At 33.8% G+C, this 15,908-nt stretch carries 19 protein-coding genes and 2 pseudogenes; 18 read left to right on the top strand and 3 right to left on the bottom strand.

Annotated features, from left to right (window positions below; genetic code table 11):
- The first annotated feature begins 52 nt into the window (after window positions 1-52).
- The 4 genes from COL05_RS26275 to COL05_RS26260 are packed head-to-tail and all read left to right on the top strand — an operon-like array spanning window position 53 to window position 2,847.
- Window positions 53-454: a DUF3980 domain-containing protein gene (locus COL05_RS26275; RefSeq protein WP_098670720.1), complete on the top strand. Its 402-nt coding sequence runs from the start codon at window positions 53-55 to the stop codon at window positions 452-454.
- A gap of 17 nt (window positions 455-471) precedes the next feature.
- Window positions 472-942, top strand: a complete 471-nt coding sequence (locus COL05_RS26270) for a GNAT family N-acetyltransferase (RefSeq protein WP_098670719.1) — start codon at window positions 472-474, stop codon at window positions 940-942.
- A 48-nt stretch (window positions 943-990) separates the two neighbouring features.
- Complete coding sequence (locus tag COL05_RS26265; RefSeq protein WP_098670718.1) at window positions 991-1,881, top strand: AraC family transcriptional regulator; 891 nt, start codon at window positions 991-993, stop codon at window positions 1,879-1,881.
- Between the two features lie 24 nt (window positions 1,882-1,905).
- On the top strand, window positions 1,906-2,847 hold the full coding sequence (locus tag COL05_RS26260; RefSeq protein ID WP_098670717.1) for a serine hydrolase domain-containing protein: 942 nt from the start codon (window positions 1,906-1,908) through the stop codon (window positions 2,845-2,847).
- A 202-nt stretch (window positions 2,848-3,049) separates the two neighbouring features.
- Here COL05_RS26260 and COL05_RS26255 read toward each other — a convergent pair whose 3' ends face one another.
- Window positions 3,050-3,805, bottom strand: coding sequence for a CPBP family intramembrane glutamic endopeptidase (locus COL05_RS26255; protein ID WP_098670716.1), 756 nt, complete (start codon window positions 3,803-3,805; stop codon window positions 3,050-3,052).
- Window positions 3,806-3,974: 169 nt separating this feature from the next.
- Here COL05_RS26255 and COL05_RS26250 point away from each other — a divergent pair, with 169 nt between their 5' ends.
- Complete coding sequence (locus tag COL05_RS26250; protein ID WP_098670715.1) at window positions 3,975-5,000, top strand: SDR family oxidoreductase; 1,026 nt, start codon at window positions 3,975-3,977, stop codon at window positions 4,998-5,000.
- Window positions 5,001-5,041: 41 nt separating this feature from the next.
- Window positions 5,042-5,131, top strand: a pseudogene (locus COL05_RS26245) (SMI1/KNR4 family protein); the annotation flags it as partial.
- A 119-nt stretch (window positions 5,132-5,250) separates the two neighbouring features.
- Here the strand turns inward: COL05_RS26245 and COL05_RS26240 are convergent.
- A complete protein-coding gene (locus COL05_RS26240; protein ID WP_257152600.1) occupies window positions 5,251-5,391 on the bottom strand; it encodes a hypothetical protein in 141 nt (46 codons plus the stop codon).
- A gap of 195 nt (window positions 5,392-5,586) precedes the next feature.
- Between COL05_RS26240 and COL05_RS26235 the strand changes: the two genes are divergently transcribed.
- The 6 genes and pseudogenes from COL05_RS26235 (at window position 5,587) to COL05_RS26210 (ending at window position 9,258) form a co-directional block, all read left to right on the top strand.
- Window positions 5,587-5,976 (top strand): GntR family transcriptional regulator, encoded by a 390-nt coding sequence (locus COL05_RS26235; RefSeq protein ID WP_001167593.1) that lies wholly within the window; start codon window positions 5,587-5,589, stop codon window positions 5,974-5,976.
- A complete protein-coding gene (locus COL05_RS26230) occupies window positions 5,964-6,836 on the top strand; it encodes an ABC transporter ATP-binding protein (protein WP_098670714.1) in 873 nt (290 codons plus the stop codon). The genes COL05_RS26235 and COL05_RS26230 overlap by 13 nt, the downstream gene beginning before the upstream one ends.
- The gene (locus COL05_RS26225; RefSeq protein WP_098670713.1) at window positions 6,824-7,441 is read left to right on the top strand and encodes an ABC-2 transporter permease; all 618 of its coding nucleotides are present in this window, start codon (window positions 6,824-6,826) and stop codon (window positions 7,439-7,441) included. Before COL05_RS26230 ends, COL05_RS26225 begins: the two co-directional genes overlap by 13 nt.
- A 29-nt stretch (window positions 7,442-7,470) precedes the next feature.
- Window positions 7,471-7,770: pseudogene (locus COL05_RS26220) on the top strand (YfzA family protein).
- Window positions 7,771-8,124: 354 nt separating this feature from the next.
- Entirely contained in the window at window positions 8,125-8,592 is a 468-nt protein-coding gene (locus COL05_RS26215) for an NUDIX hydrolase (protein WP_098670712.1), read from the top strand.
- 21 nt (window positions 8,593-8,613) lie between these two features.
- Window positions 8,614-9,258 carry an alpha/beta hydrolase gene (locus tag COL05_RS26210; protein ID WP_098670711.1) on the top strand — a complete coding sequence of 215 codons (645 nt, stop codon included), beginning with the start codon at window positions 8,614-8,616 and terminating at the stop codon, window positions 9,256-9,258.
- 47 nt (window positions 9,259-9,305) lie between these two features.
- Here COL05_RS26210 and COL05_RS26205 read toward each other — a convergent pair whose 3' ends face one another.
- Window positions 9,306-11,249: an elongation factor G gene (locus COL05_RS26205; protein ID WP_098670710.1), complete on the bottom strand. Its 1,944-nt coding sequence runs from the start codon at window positions 11,247-11,249 to the stop codon at window positions 9,306-9,308.
- Window positions 11,250-11,513: 264 nt separating this feature from the next.
- Between COL05_RS26205 and COL05_RS26195 the strand changes: the two genes are divergently transcribed.
- The 6 genes from COL05_RS26195 (at window position 11,514) to COL05_RS26170 (ending at window position 15,856) form a co-directional block, all read left to right on the top strand.
- On the top strand, window positions 11,514-11,942 hold the full coding sequence (locus COL05_RS26195; protein ID WP_098670708.1) for a MarR family winged helix-turn-helix transcriptional regulator: 429 nt from the start codon (window positions 11,514-11,516) through the stop codon (window positions 11,940-11,942).
- Between the two features lie 18 nt (window positions 11,943-11,960).
- Window positions 11,961-12,599, top strand: a complete 639-nt coding sequence (locus COL05_RS26190) for a nitroreductase family protein (protein WP_098670707.1) — start codon at window positions 11,961-11,963, stop codon at window positions 12,597-12,599.
- 38 nt (window positions 12,600-12,637) lie between these two features.
- Window positions 12,638-12,931, top strand: coding sequence for a putative quinol monooxygenase (locus COL05_RS26185; protein ID WP_098670706.1), 294 nt, complete (start codon window positions 12,638-12,640; stop codon window positions 12,929-12,931).
- A gap of 145 nt (window positions 12,932-13,076) precedes the next feature.
- Entirely contained in the window at window positions 13,077-14,009 is a 933-nt protein-coding gene (locus tag COL05_RS26180; protein WP_098670705.1) for an AAA family ATPase, read from the top strand.
- Complete coding sequence (locus tag COL05_RS26175; protein WP_098670704.1) at window positions 14,006-15,115, top strand: DUF58 domain-containing protein; 1,110 nt, start codon at window positions 14,006-14,008, stop codon at window positions 15,113-15,115. The genes COL05_RS26180 and COL05_RS26175 overlap by 4 nt, the downstream gene beginning before the upstream one ends.
- A gap of 15 nt (window positions 15,116-15,130) precedes the next feature.
- The gene (locus COL05_RS26170) at window positions 15,131-15,856 is read left to right on the top strand and encodes a hypothetical protein (protein WP_098670703.1); all 726 of its coding nucleotides are present in this window, start codon (window positions 15,131-15,133) and stop codon (window positions 15,854-15,856) included.
- Window positions 15,857-15,908: the final 52 nt, after the last annotated feature.

Genomic DNA, 15,908 nt, shown 5'->3' with positions numbered 1-15,908 from the left:
GTAAATAAAGGGTGGAATAAGTATAATCTTAATAGATTGGAGTGGTAACACCATGATAAATCGAAAATGTTCAAGATGTAAAGAAATAACAGGTACGATGCACGGTGGTAAAAAAATTAAGGAAGAATTTCTATGTGAAGACTGTTTACAAAAAGGAATTGAGAGCGAGGAGATCGAATTATCACAAGTGGAGCAAGAAAAAACTTCGTATCTTTCTATAAAAATATTAAAAATAATGAGTGTAATTTATTTAATAGGATTAATTTTAATGGCTTTTTCTGCTGGATCGCTTATATATGATCCAGGATTTGGGGAAGTATCAATTTCAGGATCAGGTGCAGTTGGTGTAATTATTATTGGATCTATATTCCAGTCTGTTCTTGTATTTTGCGGGATATGGGTATTCATTCTATTAGTAGAAACCGTCATTAAAATTTATGAAAAAATAAAGTGAGTGAGAGGGAGAAACATATGCGAGTAAGAAACATCCAAGGGGAAGATTATGTAAAGATTCATTCAGTTTTAAATGATTGGTGGGGCGGAAGAGATATGGCTGCTATGTTGCCAAAATTGTTTTTTGTTCACTTTCAAGAAACAAGTTTTATTCTTGAAGAGGATGGCGAAACGTTAGGTTTCTTATGTGGATTTTTTTCACAAACATATAAAGATGAAGCATACGTTCACTTTATCGGTGTAAATCCGAAGTATAGAAGAAGAGGAATCGCATCGACATTGTATTCTTACTTCTTTGATGTTGCACGTGCAAATAATCGTAAGATTGTAAAAGCAATTACTTCACCAATTAACAAAAAGTCGATACAGTTTCATCAAGAAATCGGTTTTCGAATTGAGGCTGGGGATGATGAGGTAGAGGGTGTATCGGTACATACAAATTATGATGGGAACGGCGGTAGTAGAGTATTATTTTTGAAAAATGTATAAAAGTAGGCTAGCTTAACGTTAGCCTTTTTGTTGTGAGGAGATAAAAATATGGAGAGTAAACAAAGTAGAAATGAATACTTACGCCGCATTTATAAAGTGCAAGATTATATAGAATTACACATAGATGATCCACTTTCAATTGAAAAGCTAGCGGGTGTAGCAGGATTTTCAAAGTTTCATTTTCATCGTATTTTTAAAGGTATAGTAGACGAGCCATTATCACGGTATGTAAACCGATTGAAGTTAGAAAGGGCAACACATCTACTTACATATCGCACAGATATGACAATTACAGATATTGCGTACCACTTCGGATTCACAGATTCAGCAGTTTTCTCCCGTACATTTAAAAATTATTACGGTGTCAGTCCGTCGCAATATCGAAACGATAATAGCAAGAATTGCAAAGACGTAGGTGAACCTTCTCAATACAATGAATGTAAGAAGGTTCGAGGAAATGTTGAAATTGTATCAGCGGACGATATACACGTTGCATACATAAGGCATATCGGTACATATGAAGAGCTAACGATAGCTTTTCTAAAAATGATAGAGAAATTATTTCATTACGCAGCGGAGGAAAACTATTATGTATTTGAGGATACGAAAGTATTAACCATTTACCACGATCATCATGAATTTACTGAGGGCAATCATTTAAGAACTAGTTTATGCATAACAATTCCGAATGAGTCCGCAGTAGAAACGAGCGACATCGGAATAATGGTTACACCTTCTGGAAAGTATGCGGTAGGTCATTTTGAAATATTCCAAGATGAATATAAAGGAGCATGGGATTTCTTATACGGTGAGTGGCTTCCCAATAGCGGATATAAGCCGAGAGATTCATATCCTTTTGAAATGTATAAAAATGACCCAAGGCAGCACCCGGAAAATAAACATATAGTTGATATATATGTACCTATCGAACCTTTTTAATCATGGGTTAAAGGGGAATGATTAATGAAAACTGCTGAAAAGTTAGATCAGATTATAAAAGAAGAATACAAAAATATTAATGGTATGTTAGTAGTGCAGAGAGGTAATGTTATTTTTGAAAAATATTATAACGGTCACGGTCCAGATGATGCATTTCATATAGCATCAGTCACAAAAACGATTATTTCTGCCTTAATTGGACTATGTGTAGATAAGGGGTATATACAAAGTATTGATCAAAAAGTAATAGAATTTTTCCCGGAATATAACGTTCATTCACCTGAAATAACAGTAGGGCATCTTCTTACGATGACAGCTCCACATCCTTTCGTAGACTGGCAGGAACCGTTAGAAGAACTATGTACACAAGAGGATTGGGTAAAGTATACATTGAATAGGATTGGACAAGGCGGAGAAATTGGATCTTTTAAATATTCATCTGCAGGAGCTCATTTACTATCAGCAATCATAACGAGCGCAACAAGAAAAAGTGCCCGTGAATTTGCGAATGAACACTTATTTCAACCACTCGGCATGAGAGAAATTTCAAACTACAATATGAAAGCATTTGGATTTGATGACTTATTCGGAAAAGATGTAAAGGGATGGGTTCATGATCCAAATGGTATTTCGACGGGCGGCTGGGGACTAACGTTAACAGTTAAAGATATGGCTAAGTTTGGACAGCTGTATTTGAATGAAGGTATTTATAATGGAAAACAAATACTATCAAAATCATGGATAAAAGAATCGACAGAAATGAACCAAAATCAATATGGTTACTTATGGTGGTTACGAGAAGAGGCTGGAATCTTTTCATACTGTGCAATGGGCGATGGTGGGAATGTGATTTGCTGCGTACCAGAGAAGGAGCTAGTGGTGGCGATCGCTTCTGAAGTCATACCGAATGCAGGGGATAGATGGAAGTTAATTAAAGAATTCATACTTCCTTATTTAAAAGATTAATATGGTTATTTTTATAAAAATAAGAATGAAAGGTTTAGTTAAACTTGTTTTATTCTCTATGATAGAAAAAAGTGCTGTATTAACCAAGTTGTGCAACTAAAATTATAAAACTTCAACCCCTATACGATTATCGAATAGGGGTTGAAGTACTTAATGAGCTAATTATTAAGATACATAAAAATGAAATGTTTTTTATTGTTAACTATTTTTCAACTTTTTGATGTATTAGATACATCATGCCAAACACAATTACTAGCAAGATAAATTTAATTAATTCCATTAGGCTAATAGCCCATCTTGTTTCTACTCCATCTGTTAAATAAAATACATTGAACATGCCATGTAAAATTGCAGGTGTTATCACAGAATGGCTATACTCTCTTGTATACGTCAAAATTATAGATAATATAAATAATAAAGAGAGATAGCTTAATATTCCTACAAGCTGAAACTCATAATTTTTATAAAAGATTGATACTGGTAAATGCCATAAAGACCAGAGCGATGCAGTAATGATTGCTGTTTGTTTTAATGAATATTTTTTTCGGAAATGGTAATGGAAATTTCCACGCCATATGATTTCTTCTAAAAATGCAGACAAAGCAGCAATTGTAAGACCAATGAGTAGGAGAAATCCTAATTCATTACAATGATTAAATAAGAATTTTATATTATAAATATAAAAATAGAAATGCAGACATAGCCCTAGAAGTATTGGGAATAAAATGGAGAAAATCAAAGTTCTTATTTTTGGACGTGAAATTCCAAATGTATGAACTATTTTTTGTTTCTTATATAATTTCTGATATAAAATAACAGCTAAAAGCGGAACAACCATCGTAAACCCTAAATAATTGCGACCATTTTCTATGTTCAGTAAGATGATATATACAAGCGATGTGAGGCAATACATACATAATGTTGAATGATAAACTATGTTTCTATTCATATTGTTCACCTACTTACATGTATAAGTGATTAATCAAATATCCGATATTTTAATTATATATGAAATGGAAATTACATATGTTGAACTTGTAGAAAAAGTTAGACTAACCCCGTAACTTTTCACAACAAAAAATCGTTTAACAAAAGAAAGGATTTTCAATCACGAATGGGGGAGAACAATGAAAATTTTAATTCTAGGTGGTACGCGATTTTTAGGAAGAGCTTTTGTAGAAGAGGCTTTAAAAAGAGGGCATGAAATTACATTATTTAATCGCGGAACAAATAAAGAAATTTTTCCTAAAGTAGAGCAGTTAATCGGTGACAGAAATGATGATGTTTCAAGTTTAGTAAATCGCAAATGGGATGCGGTAGTCGACACGTGTGGATTTTCTCCGCATCACATTAGAAATGTTGGAGAAGTGTTACGGGATAATATAAAGCATTATATATTCATTTCAAGTCTTTCCGTATACAAAGATTGGATTCCGCATCATATAAAAGAAAATTATATATTACAACCCGAACCAACGGGTGATCAAATAAAGGATGTGGAGAATGGTGAAGTTTCTCCTTATGAGTATTACGGTGCGCTGAAAGTATTGTGTGAAAAAGAAGCAGAGAAGTATTGGCCGGGGTGTGTTTTACATGTAAGAGCAGGGCTCCTTTCAGGGATGTTTGATTATACAGATCGACTTCCATACTGGATTGGGCGTGTAGCAAAGGGAGGAGAAGTGTTAGTTCCAGGAAGAAAAGACCGTCCAGTGCAGGTAGTTGATATAAAAGACGTCGCAAACTGGGGATTAAACATGGCAGAAAACAATAAAGCAGGTACATTCAATGTAACAGGTCCGAACTATGAATTGACGATGGAAGAGCTATTAAATACGTGTAAAAAGGTTACGAATAGTGATGCTGCATTCGTTTGGGTAGATGAATCGTTTATGAATGAACATAAAGTGCAGCCTTGGACAGAGATGCCTTTATGGCTTCCTGAAACTTTTTCATTAGAAGGTGAGACGAAGCCGTGGAAAGGTGGTTTTTCTATTAGTATTGAGAGAGCTGTTAAAGAAGGACTTACTTTTAGAAGGTTAGAACATACAGTTACAGATGTGTATGAGTGGATGAAGAGTGTGGATGAATGGGAATTAAAAGCAGGTATTTCAGGGGAGAGGGAGAAAGATTTGTTAGAAAAGTGGTATCAATAAATTTATATGAGTCCTTTGAATATACTTGATTGCACATAAGATGGAATCATGAAAATGATAGTAGAACTTGGGTTGCTCCTTCGTTAGAAAATTTCATGAAGTGGTGGGAAAGTGGGAAGATAACAATTTAAACATAGTATCATGAAAAACGCCTTGTTACGAAAGAAACAAGGCGTTTTTGGCAATTAACAAATCTATCACACTATCGATTCTTCCCCATACATGTCCCATAACTTAGGAAACATCTTTTTTATCCTTCTTCGTCATCTTCATTCCAGTCTAACTTGATATCAACTTCCTCAGATTGTTCTTCTGTTTCAAACTCTTTTGCTTTCACACTACCAGCTGTGCCAATTTCTCCGTAAAACACAACGTAGTCTTTATACCGCATTAGATAGCAGTAAGACCTCCACCTCAAAATCGAGCAAATACGAGGAAGACCCGTATAAATAAGTTGTATGAATTACATTTATTATTAGATTGTGTTTGTGGCTATATTTTGGAAATTTTCTGTTGATTTACAATGTACGATAGTATATATTGTATATAAAGTATATATACAATATTTTCAAAAAGAGGTACTTGCATGCAAATCGTTATTACGAACACTTCAAAGGAACCTATTTATGAACAAATTGGTGTCCAAATAAAAAAACTTATTTTACTAGGTGATTTAAAGCAAGGAGATGCTCTTCCTTCAATGCGTCAGTTAGCAAAAGATTTAAGAGTAAGTATTATTACAACGAAAAGAGCATATGAAGAACTGGAAAAAGACGGTTTTATTTATTCAATTGTCGGAAGGGGGTCCTTTGTAGCAGAACAAAACATTGAAACTATGAAAGAAAAAAAATTAAAGACAGTTGAAGAAAAGTTGTGTGAAGCGATTCAAAATGCTAAACAAATGGATGTTTCTTTAAATGATCTAAAAGAAATGCTTACAATTTTATACGAGGAGGAAAACTCTTGGAAAACGTAATAGAACTTCAAAATGTTAGTAAATCTTTTAAAGGATTTCAAATTAAAAATTTTTCGATGGAAGTAAAAAAAGGATTTGTTACGGGTTTTATTGGGGGAAATGGATCAGGTAAATCTACAACGATTAAAATGATTATGAATTTAATGAACCCGGATAGTGGAAATGTCTCCTTATTTGGCATGAACTATTTAACTGATGCGAAGCGAATTAAAGAAAGAATTGGTTTCGTTTATGACGATAATGTGTTTTATGATGAACTCACATTAAAGGAAATTACTAAAATTATTGCGCCTGCTTATAAAAAATGGGATTTTAACCAATTTACATATTATAAAGATCTGTTCGAATTACCATTAAATAAAAAAATGAAAACATTCTCCAAAGGAATGAAAATGAAAGCCTCTCTTGCAATTGCCCTTTCACATCATGCTGAACTAATTATTATGGATGAGCCTACTTCCGGACTCGATCCGGTATTTAGAAGAGAATTATTGGATGTTTTACAAAATATTATGCAGGATGGTGAGAAAACTATCTTTTTCTCATCTCATATTACAACGGATTTAGACCGCATTGCCGATTATATTACATTTATTCAGAATGGGAAGCATATTTTTACAAAAGATATTTATGCCATTGCAGAAGATTATATTTTGGTCAAAGGACCACTAGATATGTTAGATTTTGAAACTGAGCGTGAATTTATATCTGTATGTAAGGCAAATACAGGTTTCGAGGGATTGATTGAAAATGTAAATTCTATCGAAACTTTATTTAATAAAGAAGTGGTGATTGAAAAACCAAGTTTAGAGGATATTATGTATTTCATGAAAAAGGGGGAGTCAAGATGCTTAATTTAATTAAAAAGGATTTGATTTTACAAAAAAACTTTTTACCTGCTTATCTCTTATTTTTAGTTACCTATTTGTGGGCCGGCATGGATGTAGCATATGTCATAATCATTTGTAGTGCCGTTTTTGTAATTAACACATATCAATCTGATGATAAAGATAATGCTAATATTTTAGTAAACTCATTACCGTATACTAGGAAGGAAATTATTAGTTCAAAATACGTTGGAACCTTATTTTTTACAATAGTAATCATTCCATTTTGTTTGATTGGAAAATATTTCGTTTTAGACAGCATGGAATTTCAGCTTTCCTTAGAAAGTTACATCCTAGGCTTCTTGGTAGTCATGTTGATTACTGCATTTTACATCCCATTTTTTGTTGCATTTAAAGTGAAAACACTTGTACCAGTTTTTATATTTTTATCTATTGGAGTTATATATTTAATGCGAAATACTCCATATTTATTAAATAAATATGCTAATGGCGTACTGACTTTTTTAAAAGAGATTTCAGATTTGAAATTATTTCTTATATTTGCTGTCATTGCAGTAGGGTGCTATGGGGTTTCATGGATATTATCTATTCGTATCTATCAGAACAAGGCTCTTTAATAGCAAGTTCTAAAAGGAGGATCATTTAAATGACATCAAAAAAAGGGCATCCTATTCGAATACGAAATTGGCTGAAAACTCTTGGAGCATTTTTCGTTATGCAACTAATTTTTATCGTCCTTGATATGAATTCGTGGATACCGAACTTCAAGGAAGGAGGAGTTGGGGAGCGTCTCGTTAATGCAGAGTTCTTTACGGAATGATTCGCTCCTTATAAAACAAAGCAATTTAACGTATTAACGGTAGTTATGGCTATTTTACTATTCCTAAATGTATTAACAAGTGTAATAAAAGACGCTTTTTCTAGAAAAAAATTAATTAGCACATAGGTTGAACTTGCATCTTTTTAAATAATGTCTTAACAATATTTAAAAACAACAGGGGAAAGATAAAAACTCCACTTATTGAAGTTTTACTCTATCTTTCACAACGATTTTCTAAAACTTATTTGATTTCTCAGTTTGCTGGATTAATAACGTTTCCTCTCGTACCCCCATAATGTTTTTCTAGTGTGCCCTGTGATTGTATCATATGTATATACCTGTAATGATAAAGGATAAGTATAATTATCTGAAAATTCAAAACTTATTGAATGGAATAGAAAAATTTAGTAATCTTATTTGTACAGCACATACATAATAGTTTTATAGCGATTTTTGAATAAAGTATAGGGGGGAATCGGTGTGGATCTAACATTTAAAGTTGAAGAAACATGTTTTAATTATCGCGTCGGAGCAATTTGTAAACAGGATAATAAAATACTCATTTTGCAAGGTGACGGTGAAGATTTTTGGTACGTACCAGGTGGAAGAGTGAAAATGCTAGAAAATAGTGAAGATGCGTTAAAACGAGAGCTTGCTGAAGAGTTAGCCGTTCCTATCGAGGTAAAGAAATTAATATGGTCAGTAGAAAATTTCTTTACACTTTCTGAACGAAAGTTTCATGAAATTAGTTTTTACTATGAAGTAGAGTTGAAACAATTACCTGCAAATGGGGCAGACCAGTATATTCTTGAAGAAGAAGATAGAACATATTTCTTTAAGTGGGTGCCGGTAGAAGAGCTAAATGCATATAACTTACAGCCAGTGTTTATAAAAGATAAAGTAAAGGATGTATCAGTTCATACAGAACATATCGTTTTACAAAAGTAAACGTGTTTGGAGGGGGAAACGGTGAAGGGGACTAAAAAGGAAATACATATAGACGACAAAGTCATTCGTTACACACATATCGAAAAAGGCTCTAATACAGTTTGTTTTATGTTTTCAGGTTCCGGTTACAATTATGATAAACCATTATTCTATTATGCAACGATGCTTATGCTTGAAAATAAAATAGATGTAGTACATATTCATTATTCCTACGATGGACAATTAATGGAAAAACCAATGGAAGAAATAACGAAAATAATGATGGATGATATTAATCCAATAATGAATGAAGTAATACAAAATGAGCAATACAATCATACGATGTTTTTAGGGAAGTCACTCGGAACAATTCCGATTGCAAATGATTTCATGAAGAGAGAAGAGTTTTTAAAGTCAAAAATGATACTACTTACACCTTTACTATCTTTTGATTCCATTTTTGATTCTGTCTTACATAGTCATCATGAAGGAATATTAGTAATTGGAGATAAAGATCACCATTATAATGCAGATCAAATCGATCAGTTATATAAAATGAATTTACAAATTGAAGTTGTCAAAAACGCAAATCATTCTGTAAATGTGGGGGAATATGAAACAGAGAATTCAATTGAGGCGATAGCAAATATAATAGAAAAACTTAAAGAAGTTATTAGGACAAACTAACCTACCAATACATACAAAAAAGAGGTGCAATTTGCACCTCTTTTACTTTAATAAGCCCTAAGCACATGAAGTAAATAATCCTTACGATTCAGCGGATTATAATCGACACGTTTTCGAGTAGGGAAGGGAGCCTTCAGTTTTTTGTAACCAGATGGCTTCGTTGTAAAAATGCCTTCTCCTTCAGTGAATGCATGAAGCATTCGCTTAAAGTTCTCCGTTTTCGCAACAGGTAACGATCCTGTTAAATGGTGGGAGTCATTATTGAATATAGGCTCGCTAAAAGTTGCTGGAATAGCAGCTAGTTTATACATTGCAGTACTAATTGCATGTTCCGGTACAGTCAATTCAAACTCGTTTACTGGTTCATATACACATGTTTCAGCTTGCTTTAAAGCATCCATTAGTACAAGTGGTGTTAAGTTTCTAAAATCACTTGCTGTTGTAACAGGACTAGCATAACCAGTATGGGTTAACGTGACGATAATGTCCGTAACTTCCCATCCGTACAAACCTTGTTTTAATGTTTGAAATACTGTATCTTCAATTGCTTTATGAAATGCTAATGGAAGTGATCCAAGTTCAACACCTAACTTATATGTTATTCCAGAATTAAGTTCACCACGTTCGGTTTTAAAGCCAATTGTTGCGTAAAATGGATTCGCTTTTTCGCCCATTACTTCAACGCTATTACCTATGCCAATTGGTTTCTCGATACATACAACCCGCGTATTTGAAAACGTAACCTGCAAATTATATTTATCATAAAGTGTTGTTTCAATTACTTCTTTTTGTACCTCACCGAAAAGGCGAATATATAGTTCATTATGAACATTATCTTTCCACACTTTAATGAGCGGATCTTCTTCACATAGTTCCATAAGTGCAGCGTATAGATCATGAATTCGTTCTTTTGGTAATGCTTCAATAGCAGCTTCCATTTGTGGTTCGGCAAAGTGAATGTCTTTTATATAATCAGTCCGTTCACCGATAATATCACCAATTTTAACATCATTCAGTCCCCATATTTTGCAAAATTCTCCGCTAGGAACGATAGAAGATTGAACAACATCTCCGTTATCAAATAGGCATATTTTCTTAATCTTTTCTTTATGTGCTAGAGTTTCCCCGCGCTGTATATCAACATATTTTCTAACGTGTAAACAGCCAGAAAAAACTCTTACATATGCAATCTTTTCCCCAGAAGATTCCCGTTCAATTTTAAACACAACACCGGATAATGTTTCATCTTGTGTTGATTTATGAGCAGGAATTAGGGCCGGAAGTTTTTCAAGTAGTTCAGTTACTCCTATACCTGTCATAGCTGAACCGAAAAAGATTGGGTACACACTTGCTTGCTGTATTTGTTTTTCAAGTTCTTTTCTTAATAATACGTCCGGTACAATTTCATCATTTACATATGACGCAAGTAACGATTCATTATATGATGCTAACAGTTCCATACAATCGCCATATGATTTGTATGCAATAATATGGGCATCTTTCGTTCCTTCGTTTCGAGCAGAGTGGAAGGGGAACGTTTCATTTGAAAGAATCTTTTTTATTTGCTTTACAACTTTTTCAGTATTTGCACCACTACGATCAATTTTATTTACGAATATTATTGTTGGTATGTTTAATTTCTGTAATGTGCGCATTAAAATTTTTGTTTGTGCTTGCACACCTTCAACAGCAGAAATAACTAAAATTGCACCGTCTAAAACGCGGAATGAACGCTCCACTTCAGCGATAAAATCAGCGTGTCCAGGTGTGTCAATGACATTTACTTTTAAGTCATTGATACAAAAAGAAACGACAGATGCTTTAATCGTAATTCCGCGCTGCCTTTCTAATTCCATTGAGTCAGTTTGCGTACTTCCGCTATCAACTCGGCCAACTTCTTGAATCACATTCGTTTCATAAAGAATACGCTCAGTCAAACTCGTCTTGCCAGCGTCTACGTGCGCGACAATCCCTATATTTATTGTTGTCATTTATGAATATCCTCATTTCATTTTTCATTTTTATTTCCTCATTTCTATTTGTGTATTGCCGCATTACAATCACTCTCCAGTTCTTTAAATTAGTATTATTATAGTGCAATTAACATTATTTGTAACGCGACAAAGCGCCTTAATTTGGAAAAAATAAATTAAAAACAAAATGCTTGCATTCTAAATCGATATAGATTATATTAATTGACATATCAAATATTGATACATCAAACGTTTTTGTTTTGTATGTAAAGGAGGGATAGTTTGACAAGTTCATGCTCAAAAGAAGCGATTATTTTATATAAATTACACTTTCTAAATAAAGAAGTAAGTTCGAAGTTTGAAGGGTGTACGGGTATGAGCCAGTCGCGATTAGAGCTTATACTTCAGTTATATGAAGTAGGTGAAATTAGTCAAAAAGCACTTCAACAAGAAGTGAATATTGATAATGCCGCAATTACAAGGCATTTAAAACAACTAGAAGCAAATGAAATGATAGTAAGACGTAAAAATCCAGACGATAACAGAATTACGTTAGTTTCTCTTACTGAAGAGGGACGAAATAAAATTCAGGCGTTTCAAGAGGAAAAAGAACGTTTTGCAGCTTCAGCATTTAAAGGATTAAATGAAGAAGAACGCGATAATCTTTTAAATATGTTAAATCACATTCAAGAAAATATAAAAGAATTATAAAAAAGGGAGAATACAACTATGACTAACTCAGTAAAAACAAATGATTTTAACGAAATTTTAACAGGACGTCGTTCAATTCGTAAATACGACACATCAGTGAAAATTAGCAAAGAAGAAATGACAGAAATTCTTACAGAAGCAACACTTGCACCATCATCTGTAAACATGCAACCATGGAGATTTTTAGTGATTGAAAGTGACGAAGCGAAAGCAACACTAGCGCCACTTGCAAAATTCAATCAATCTCAAGTAGAAACATCTTCAGCAATGATCGCTTTATTCGGTGATTTAAACAACTTTGATAACGCAGAAGAAATTTACGGTACAGCAGTAGAGCGCGGTTTCATGCCAGCAGAAGTAAAAGAAGATCAAATGAAAAAACTTTCAGCTTACTTCTCAATGGTTACACCAGAAGTCATGAAAGATACAGTACTAATTGACGGTGGCCTTGTAGCAATGCAATTTATGCTAGCAGCTCGTGCTCACGGTTATGACACTTGCCCAATTGGCGGATTTGAAAAAGACCAAATCGCAGAAGCTTTCGGATTAAATAAAGAACGTCACGTACCAGTTATGTTAATCTCAATCGGAAAAGCTGCTGACAGTGGTTACCAATCAGTTCGTCTTCCAATTGAAAAAGTTGCAGAGTGGAAGTAATTTCAAAGAAAAAAGTGGAATATGAGAGGGGAAACACCATGATTATTATTCACGCAATATTTCAAGTAGACCCAGCAAAACAACAATCATTTTTAGAAGAAATTCGTCCGCTCATTCATAGTTCAAGAGAAGAAAGTGGAAATGTATCTTATGACTTATATAAAGATACAGAAAATGAAAATGTATATACGATGGTAGAAGTATGGAAAGATGAAGCAGCAGTTGCGAGTCATAATACGAGTGAACACTTCACATCTTTCGTTAGCAAAGCAAAACAGTTTTTAACTGCTCCACTTGATATAAAAGTTTATAATGGAGAGTTAGTAAAATAATATAGTGAAAAAGATGACTTTAGCGTGTTGCTGGGGTCATCTTTTTTATTTTCATAAGAATATATTTACTTCTACCACGATGTGTTATAATTTGGAAATATATTATTCTTAATTTTCTGAATAAATAACAGTGGGAGGTAAATATATGAGTACATTAAAGAAAATCATGAACAACATTTCAAAGGTTATTATAGGAAAAGATGAAGCGATTGAACTTGCAGCTATAGCTCTTATAGCAAGAGGGCATATTTTATTAGAAGATGTACCTGGGACGGGGAAAACAACATTAGCGAAAAGTTTGGCTAAAAGTGTAGACGTTAAATTTCAAAGAATTCAATTCACAGCGGATACTTTGCCTGGAGATGTTATTGGCCTCGAATATTTTGATGTGAAGGAATCGGAATTTAAAACGAGGTTAGGTCCTATTTTTGCAAATATAGTATTAGTGGATGAAATTAATCGAGCTGTACCGAGAACACAATCCTCGTTACTGGAAGTGATGGAAGAACGTACGGTTACGATTGCGAAACAGACACATTCATTACCAGAACCTTTTTTAGTAATTGCAACGCAAAATCCACTCGAATCAGCGGGCACATTTCCGTTACCAGATGCTCAATTAGACCGATTTTTACTTACAATTCGTCAAGGTTATCCTACGAGAGAAGCAGAAAAGGAAATGATGAATCGTTTTCAAACGAATGATCCATTAGAAACGTTACATTCTATTATTTCAAGTGAAGAAATTATTATGATGCAAAAGCGTGCAAGAGAAGTGTTAGTAGGAAATGATGTACAAGATTATCTTCTTGAAATCATTGAAGCAACGCGAAAGCATGAGCTAATTGAAATTGGTGTAAGCCCGCGGGGGACGTTGGCGTTTATGAGAGCGATTCAAGCACGGGCAATATTAAATGAAAGAGATTATTGTACGCCAGATGATATAAAGACGCTTGCTGCATCCGTTTGCGCTCATCGTTTAACGTTAACGATTGAAGGGGAGATGAAAACGACGAAAGAACAAATCATGAAAGAAATTCTTCATACGATTAATGTGCCAGTGGAGAATGTAAGATGAATCAACAACTTGTGTATACACCTTTAGCGGAGCCTTTTGTAATTGGAGTTATGTCAGTTGTAGCCGTTATTTTATGTGTATTTTCAAGTAATCTACTTATATTATCACTCGTATTTTTATATGTAATTTTAATAGGTGCTATGCATGTGTACATACGTAAAGTATCTCGTGTTGAATGGGAATACAGTCAAGGGAATTCAAACGTTTTTATAGGTGAAGTGAATATGTGCAAAATAAAAATTTCAAACAAGTCGATATTTCCTATTTTCAATATCGTATTTCGATTTAAATGTGAAAATAAGCTAACTTGGAATCATGATGAAATAAACAAGAATCATAGTACAGGTTCAAATTATTATATGAATTTTAATATAAAAGGAAGAGAGTCAGTTTCATTTGATTTGCAAGCTGTAGCTGTAAAAAGAGGAATTGCGAAATGGGAAGAAGTAGAAATTGTCATTATTGATCCCTTTGGATTCATAACGAACCATATAACATATAAACAAGTTGAAACGCCGTCCTATTTAGTTTTACCAGTTGTTCCGAAAATGCAAGTCCCTGAATTACAAGAATGGTCACGAGGATTTCGAAAAGCGATGTCATCACCCTTATATGATGAAACGAAAGTAATGGGAGTGAAGTCGTATGAAAATGAAGATTTTCGTTCCATCCACTGGAGTGCGACAGCGAAAACAGGGACGATAACTGCGAAAAAGTACGAGCGAACACAATCAGACAAATATGCGATATATCTCAACTTGCAAAATAAAAGTGGCATTTCTTTGAGAAATGATACAGAGGAACTCATTGAATTAACGGCAGGCATATGTAAACAATTGCTCATACAAAACTGCTCATTTGAAGTATGGATCAATAGCGTAAATGATAATGGATTATTGCATATTAAGAACGGTCATAACCGGAAACATTTGCAAAATGTATTAAAAGTACTTGCCTCAATATCGGACCAAGATACGCCTGTATCTTCTACTTATTTTTACACAGCAGGTTTTCGTCGTAAAGAATTGGATGCAGTTCCTTTAATTCTTGGTACTTCCCCAAGGAAATACAGCAGAACGAATAAATGGGTTGTAATAAAAGAATAAGAAGGGGTTTATATCATGGCTAATAAAGGGCGACATATGAAAGTGAAGATTTGGAGTGTTAAAGTATTAATACTACTTTTCTTTACGGTTAGTGCGATAATCTTATCACAAGGTGTTGTGCATATACAAGACATAGTAAAAGAGCGTTTTTTTAGTGAAAAGAAACCTGATAAAATTTATAAGGAAACGATAGACACCGAAAAGGTTGAAGATTGTGGAACACCTTTGGAAGAAGAAAAAGTGGGAGATAATGGTGAAAGAACAACGACGGGTAAAAAATTTAAAGGTTTCGAAAAGAAAAGTTCATGGGGAGACATATTCTCTGTTCTTTCAAATTCATGGATTAGTGTCGTTTTTTATGTAGTTATTGCAGTGGTCATTTTATATGTTTTTTATAAATTAATGAGGAAAAAGGTAACGAAATCAGAAATAGAACAGGATAAACAATCGATAACAAAGGAAAATACGGATAGAACCGAAAAGAACAAGAAAGTGAAGCAGCAGTTTGAACAGCCGTTACCTAAAGACACGATAAGGAAAACGTTAGTTGAATGGGAAAGAACTTTACCATTTCACGAACAGCGAAGATCCTATGAAACGATGCAGCAATGGTTAAGCAGAATTTGTAGAACGCGAGATATTATTCCGATATATGAATCTGTCCGTTATGGAGAGAAGACGTATACGGATTTAGACGTAGAGAAGGCTGTACGATGGATAGAGCGGGACGGGAAAGGATGACATTAATATAAGTAAATAAAATTAATTTACAGTTAATTTTATTTACTTATAT

This window comes from Bacillus sp. AFS059628, from assembly GCF_002571225.1.
Classification (GTDB): Bacteria; Bacillota; Bacilli; order Bacillales; family Bacillaceae_G; genus Bacillus_A.
Note: the sequence above shows the minus strand (reverse complement) of the source record. Positions and strands in the feature narration are given on the sequence as shown.

What these genes read in the sequence shown, in the direction of transcription:
- COL05_RS26240 (WP_257152600.1), bottom strand. Translation starts at nt 5,391, where the DNA reads ATGCGGTATAAAGACTACGTTGTGTTTTACGGAGAAATTGGCACAGCT.
- COL05_RS26185 (WP_098670706.1), top strand. Translation starts at nt 12,638, where the DNA reads ATGATTATTATTCACGCAATATTTCAAGTAGACCCAGCAAAACAACAA.
- COL05_RS26190 (WP_098670707.1), top strand. Translation starts at nt 11,961, where the DNA reads ATGACTAACTCAGTAAAAACAAATGATTTTAACGAAATTTTAACAGGA.
- COL05_RS26270 (WP_098670719.1), top strand. Translation starts at nt 472, where the DNA reads ATGCGAGTAAGAAACATCCAAGGGGAAGATTATGTAAAGATTCATTCA.
- COL05_RS26170 (WP_098670703.1), top strand. Translation starts at nt 15,131, where the DNA reads ATGGCTAATAAAGGGCGACATATGAAAGTGAAGATTTGGAGTGTTAAA.
- COL05_RS26260 (WP_098670717.1), top strand. Translation starts at nt 1,906, where the DNA reads ATGAAAACTGCTGAAAAGTTAGATCAGATTATAAAAGAAGAATACAAA.
- COL05_RS26275 (WP_098670720.1), top strand. Translation starts at nt 53, where the DNA reads ATGATAAATCGAAAATGTTCAAGATGTAAAGAAATAACAGGTACGATG.
- COL05_RS26225 (WP_098670713.1), top strand. Translation starts at nt 6,824, where the DNA reads ATGCTTAATTTAATTAAAAAGGATTTGATTTTACAAAAAAACTTTTTA.
- COL05_RS26180 (WP_098670705.1), top strand. Translation starts at nt 13,077, where the DNA reads ATGAGTACATTAAAGAAAATCATGAACAACATTTCAAAGGTTATTATA.
- COL05_RS26235 (WP_001167593.1), top strand. Translation starts at nt 5,587, where the DNA reads ATGCAAATCGTTATTACGAACACTTCAAAGGAACCTATTTATGAACAA.
- COL05_RS26175 (WP_098670704.1), top strand. Translation starts at nt 14,006, where the DNA reads ATGAATCAACAACTTGTGTATACACCTTTAGCGGAGCCTTTTGTAATT.
- COL05_RS26265 (WP_098670718.1), top strand. Translation starts at nt 991, where the DNA reads ATGGAGAGTAAACAAAGTAGAAATGAATACTTACGCCGCATTTATAAA.
- COL05_RS26205 (WP_098670710.1), bottom strand. Translation starts at nt 11,249, where the DNA reads ATGACAACAATAAATATAGGGATTGTCGCGCACGTAGACGCTGGCAAG.
- COL05_RS26250 (WP_098670715.1), top strand. Translation starts at nt 3,975, where the DNA reads ATGAAAATTTTAATTCTAGGTGGTACGCGATTTTTAGGAAGAGCTTTT.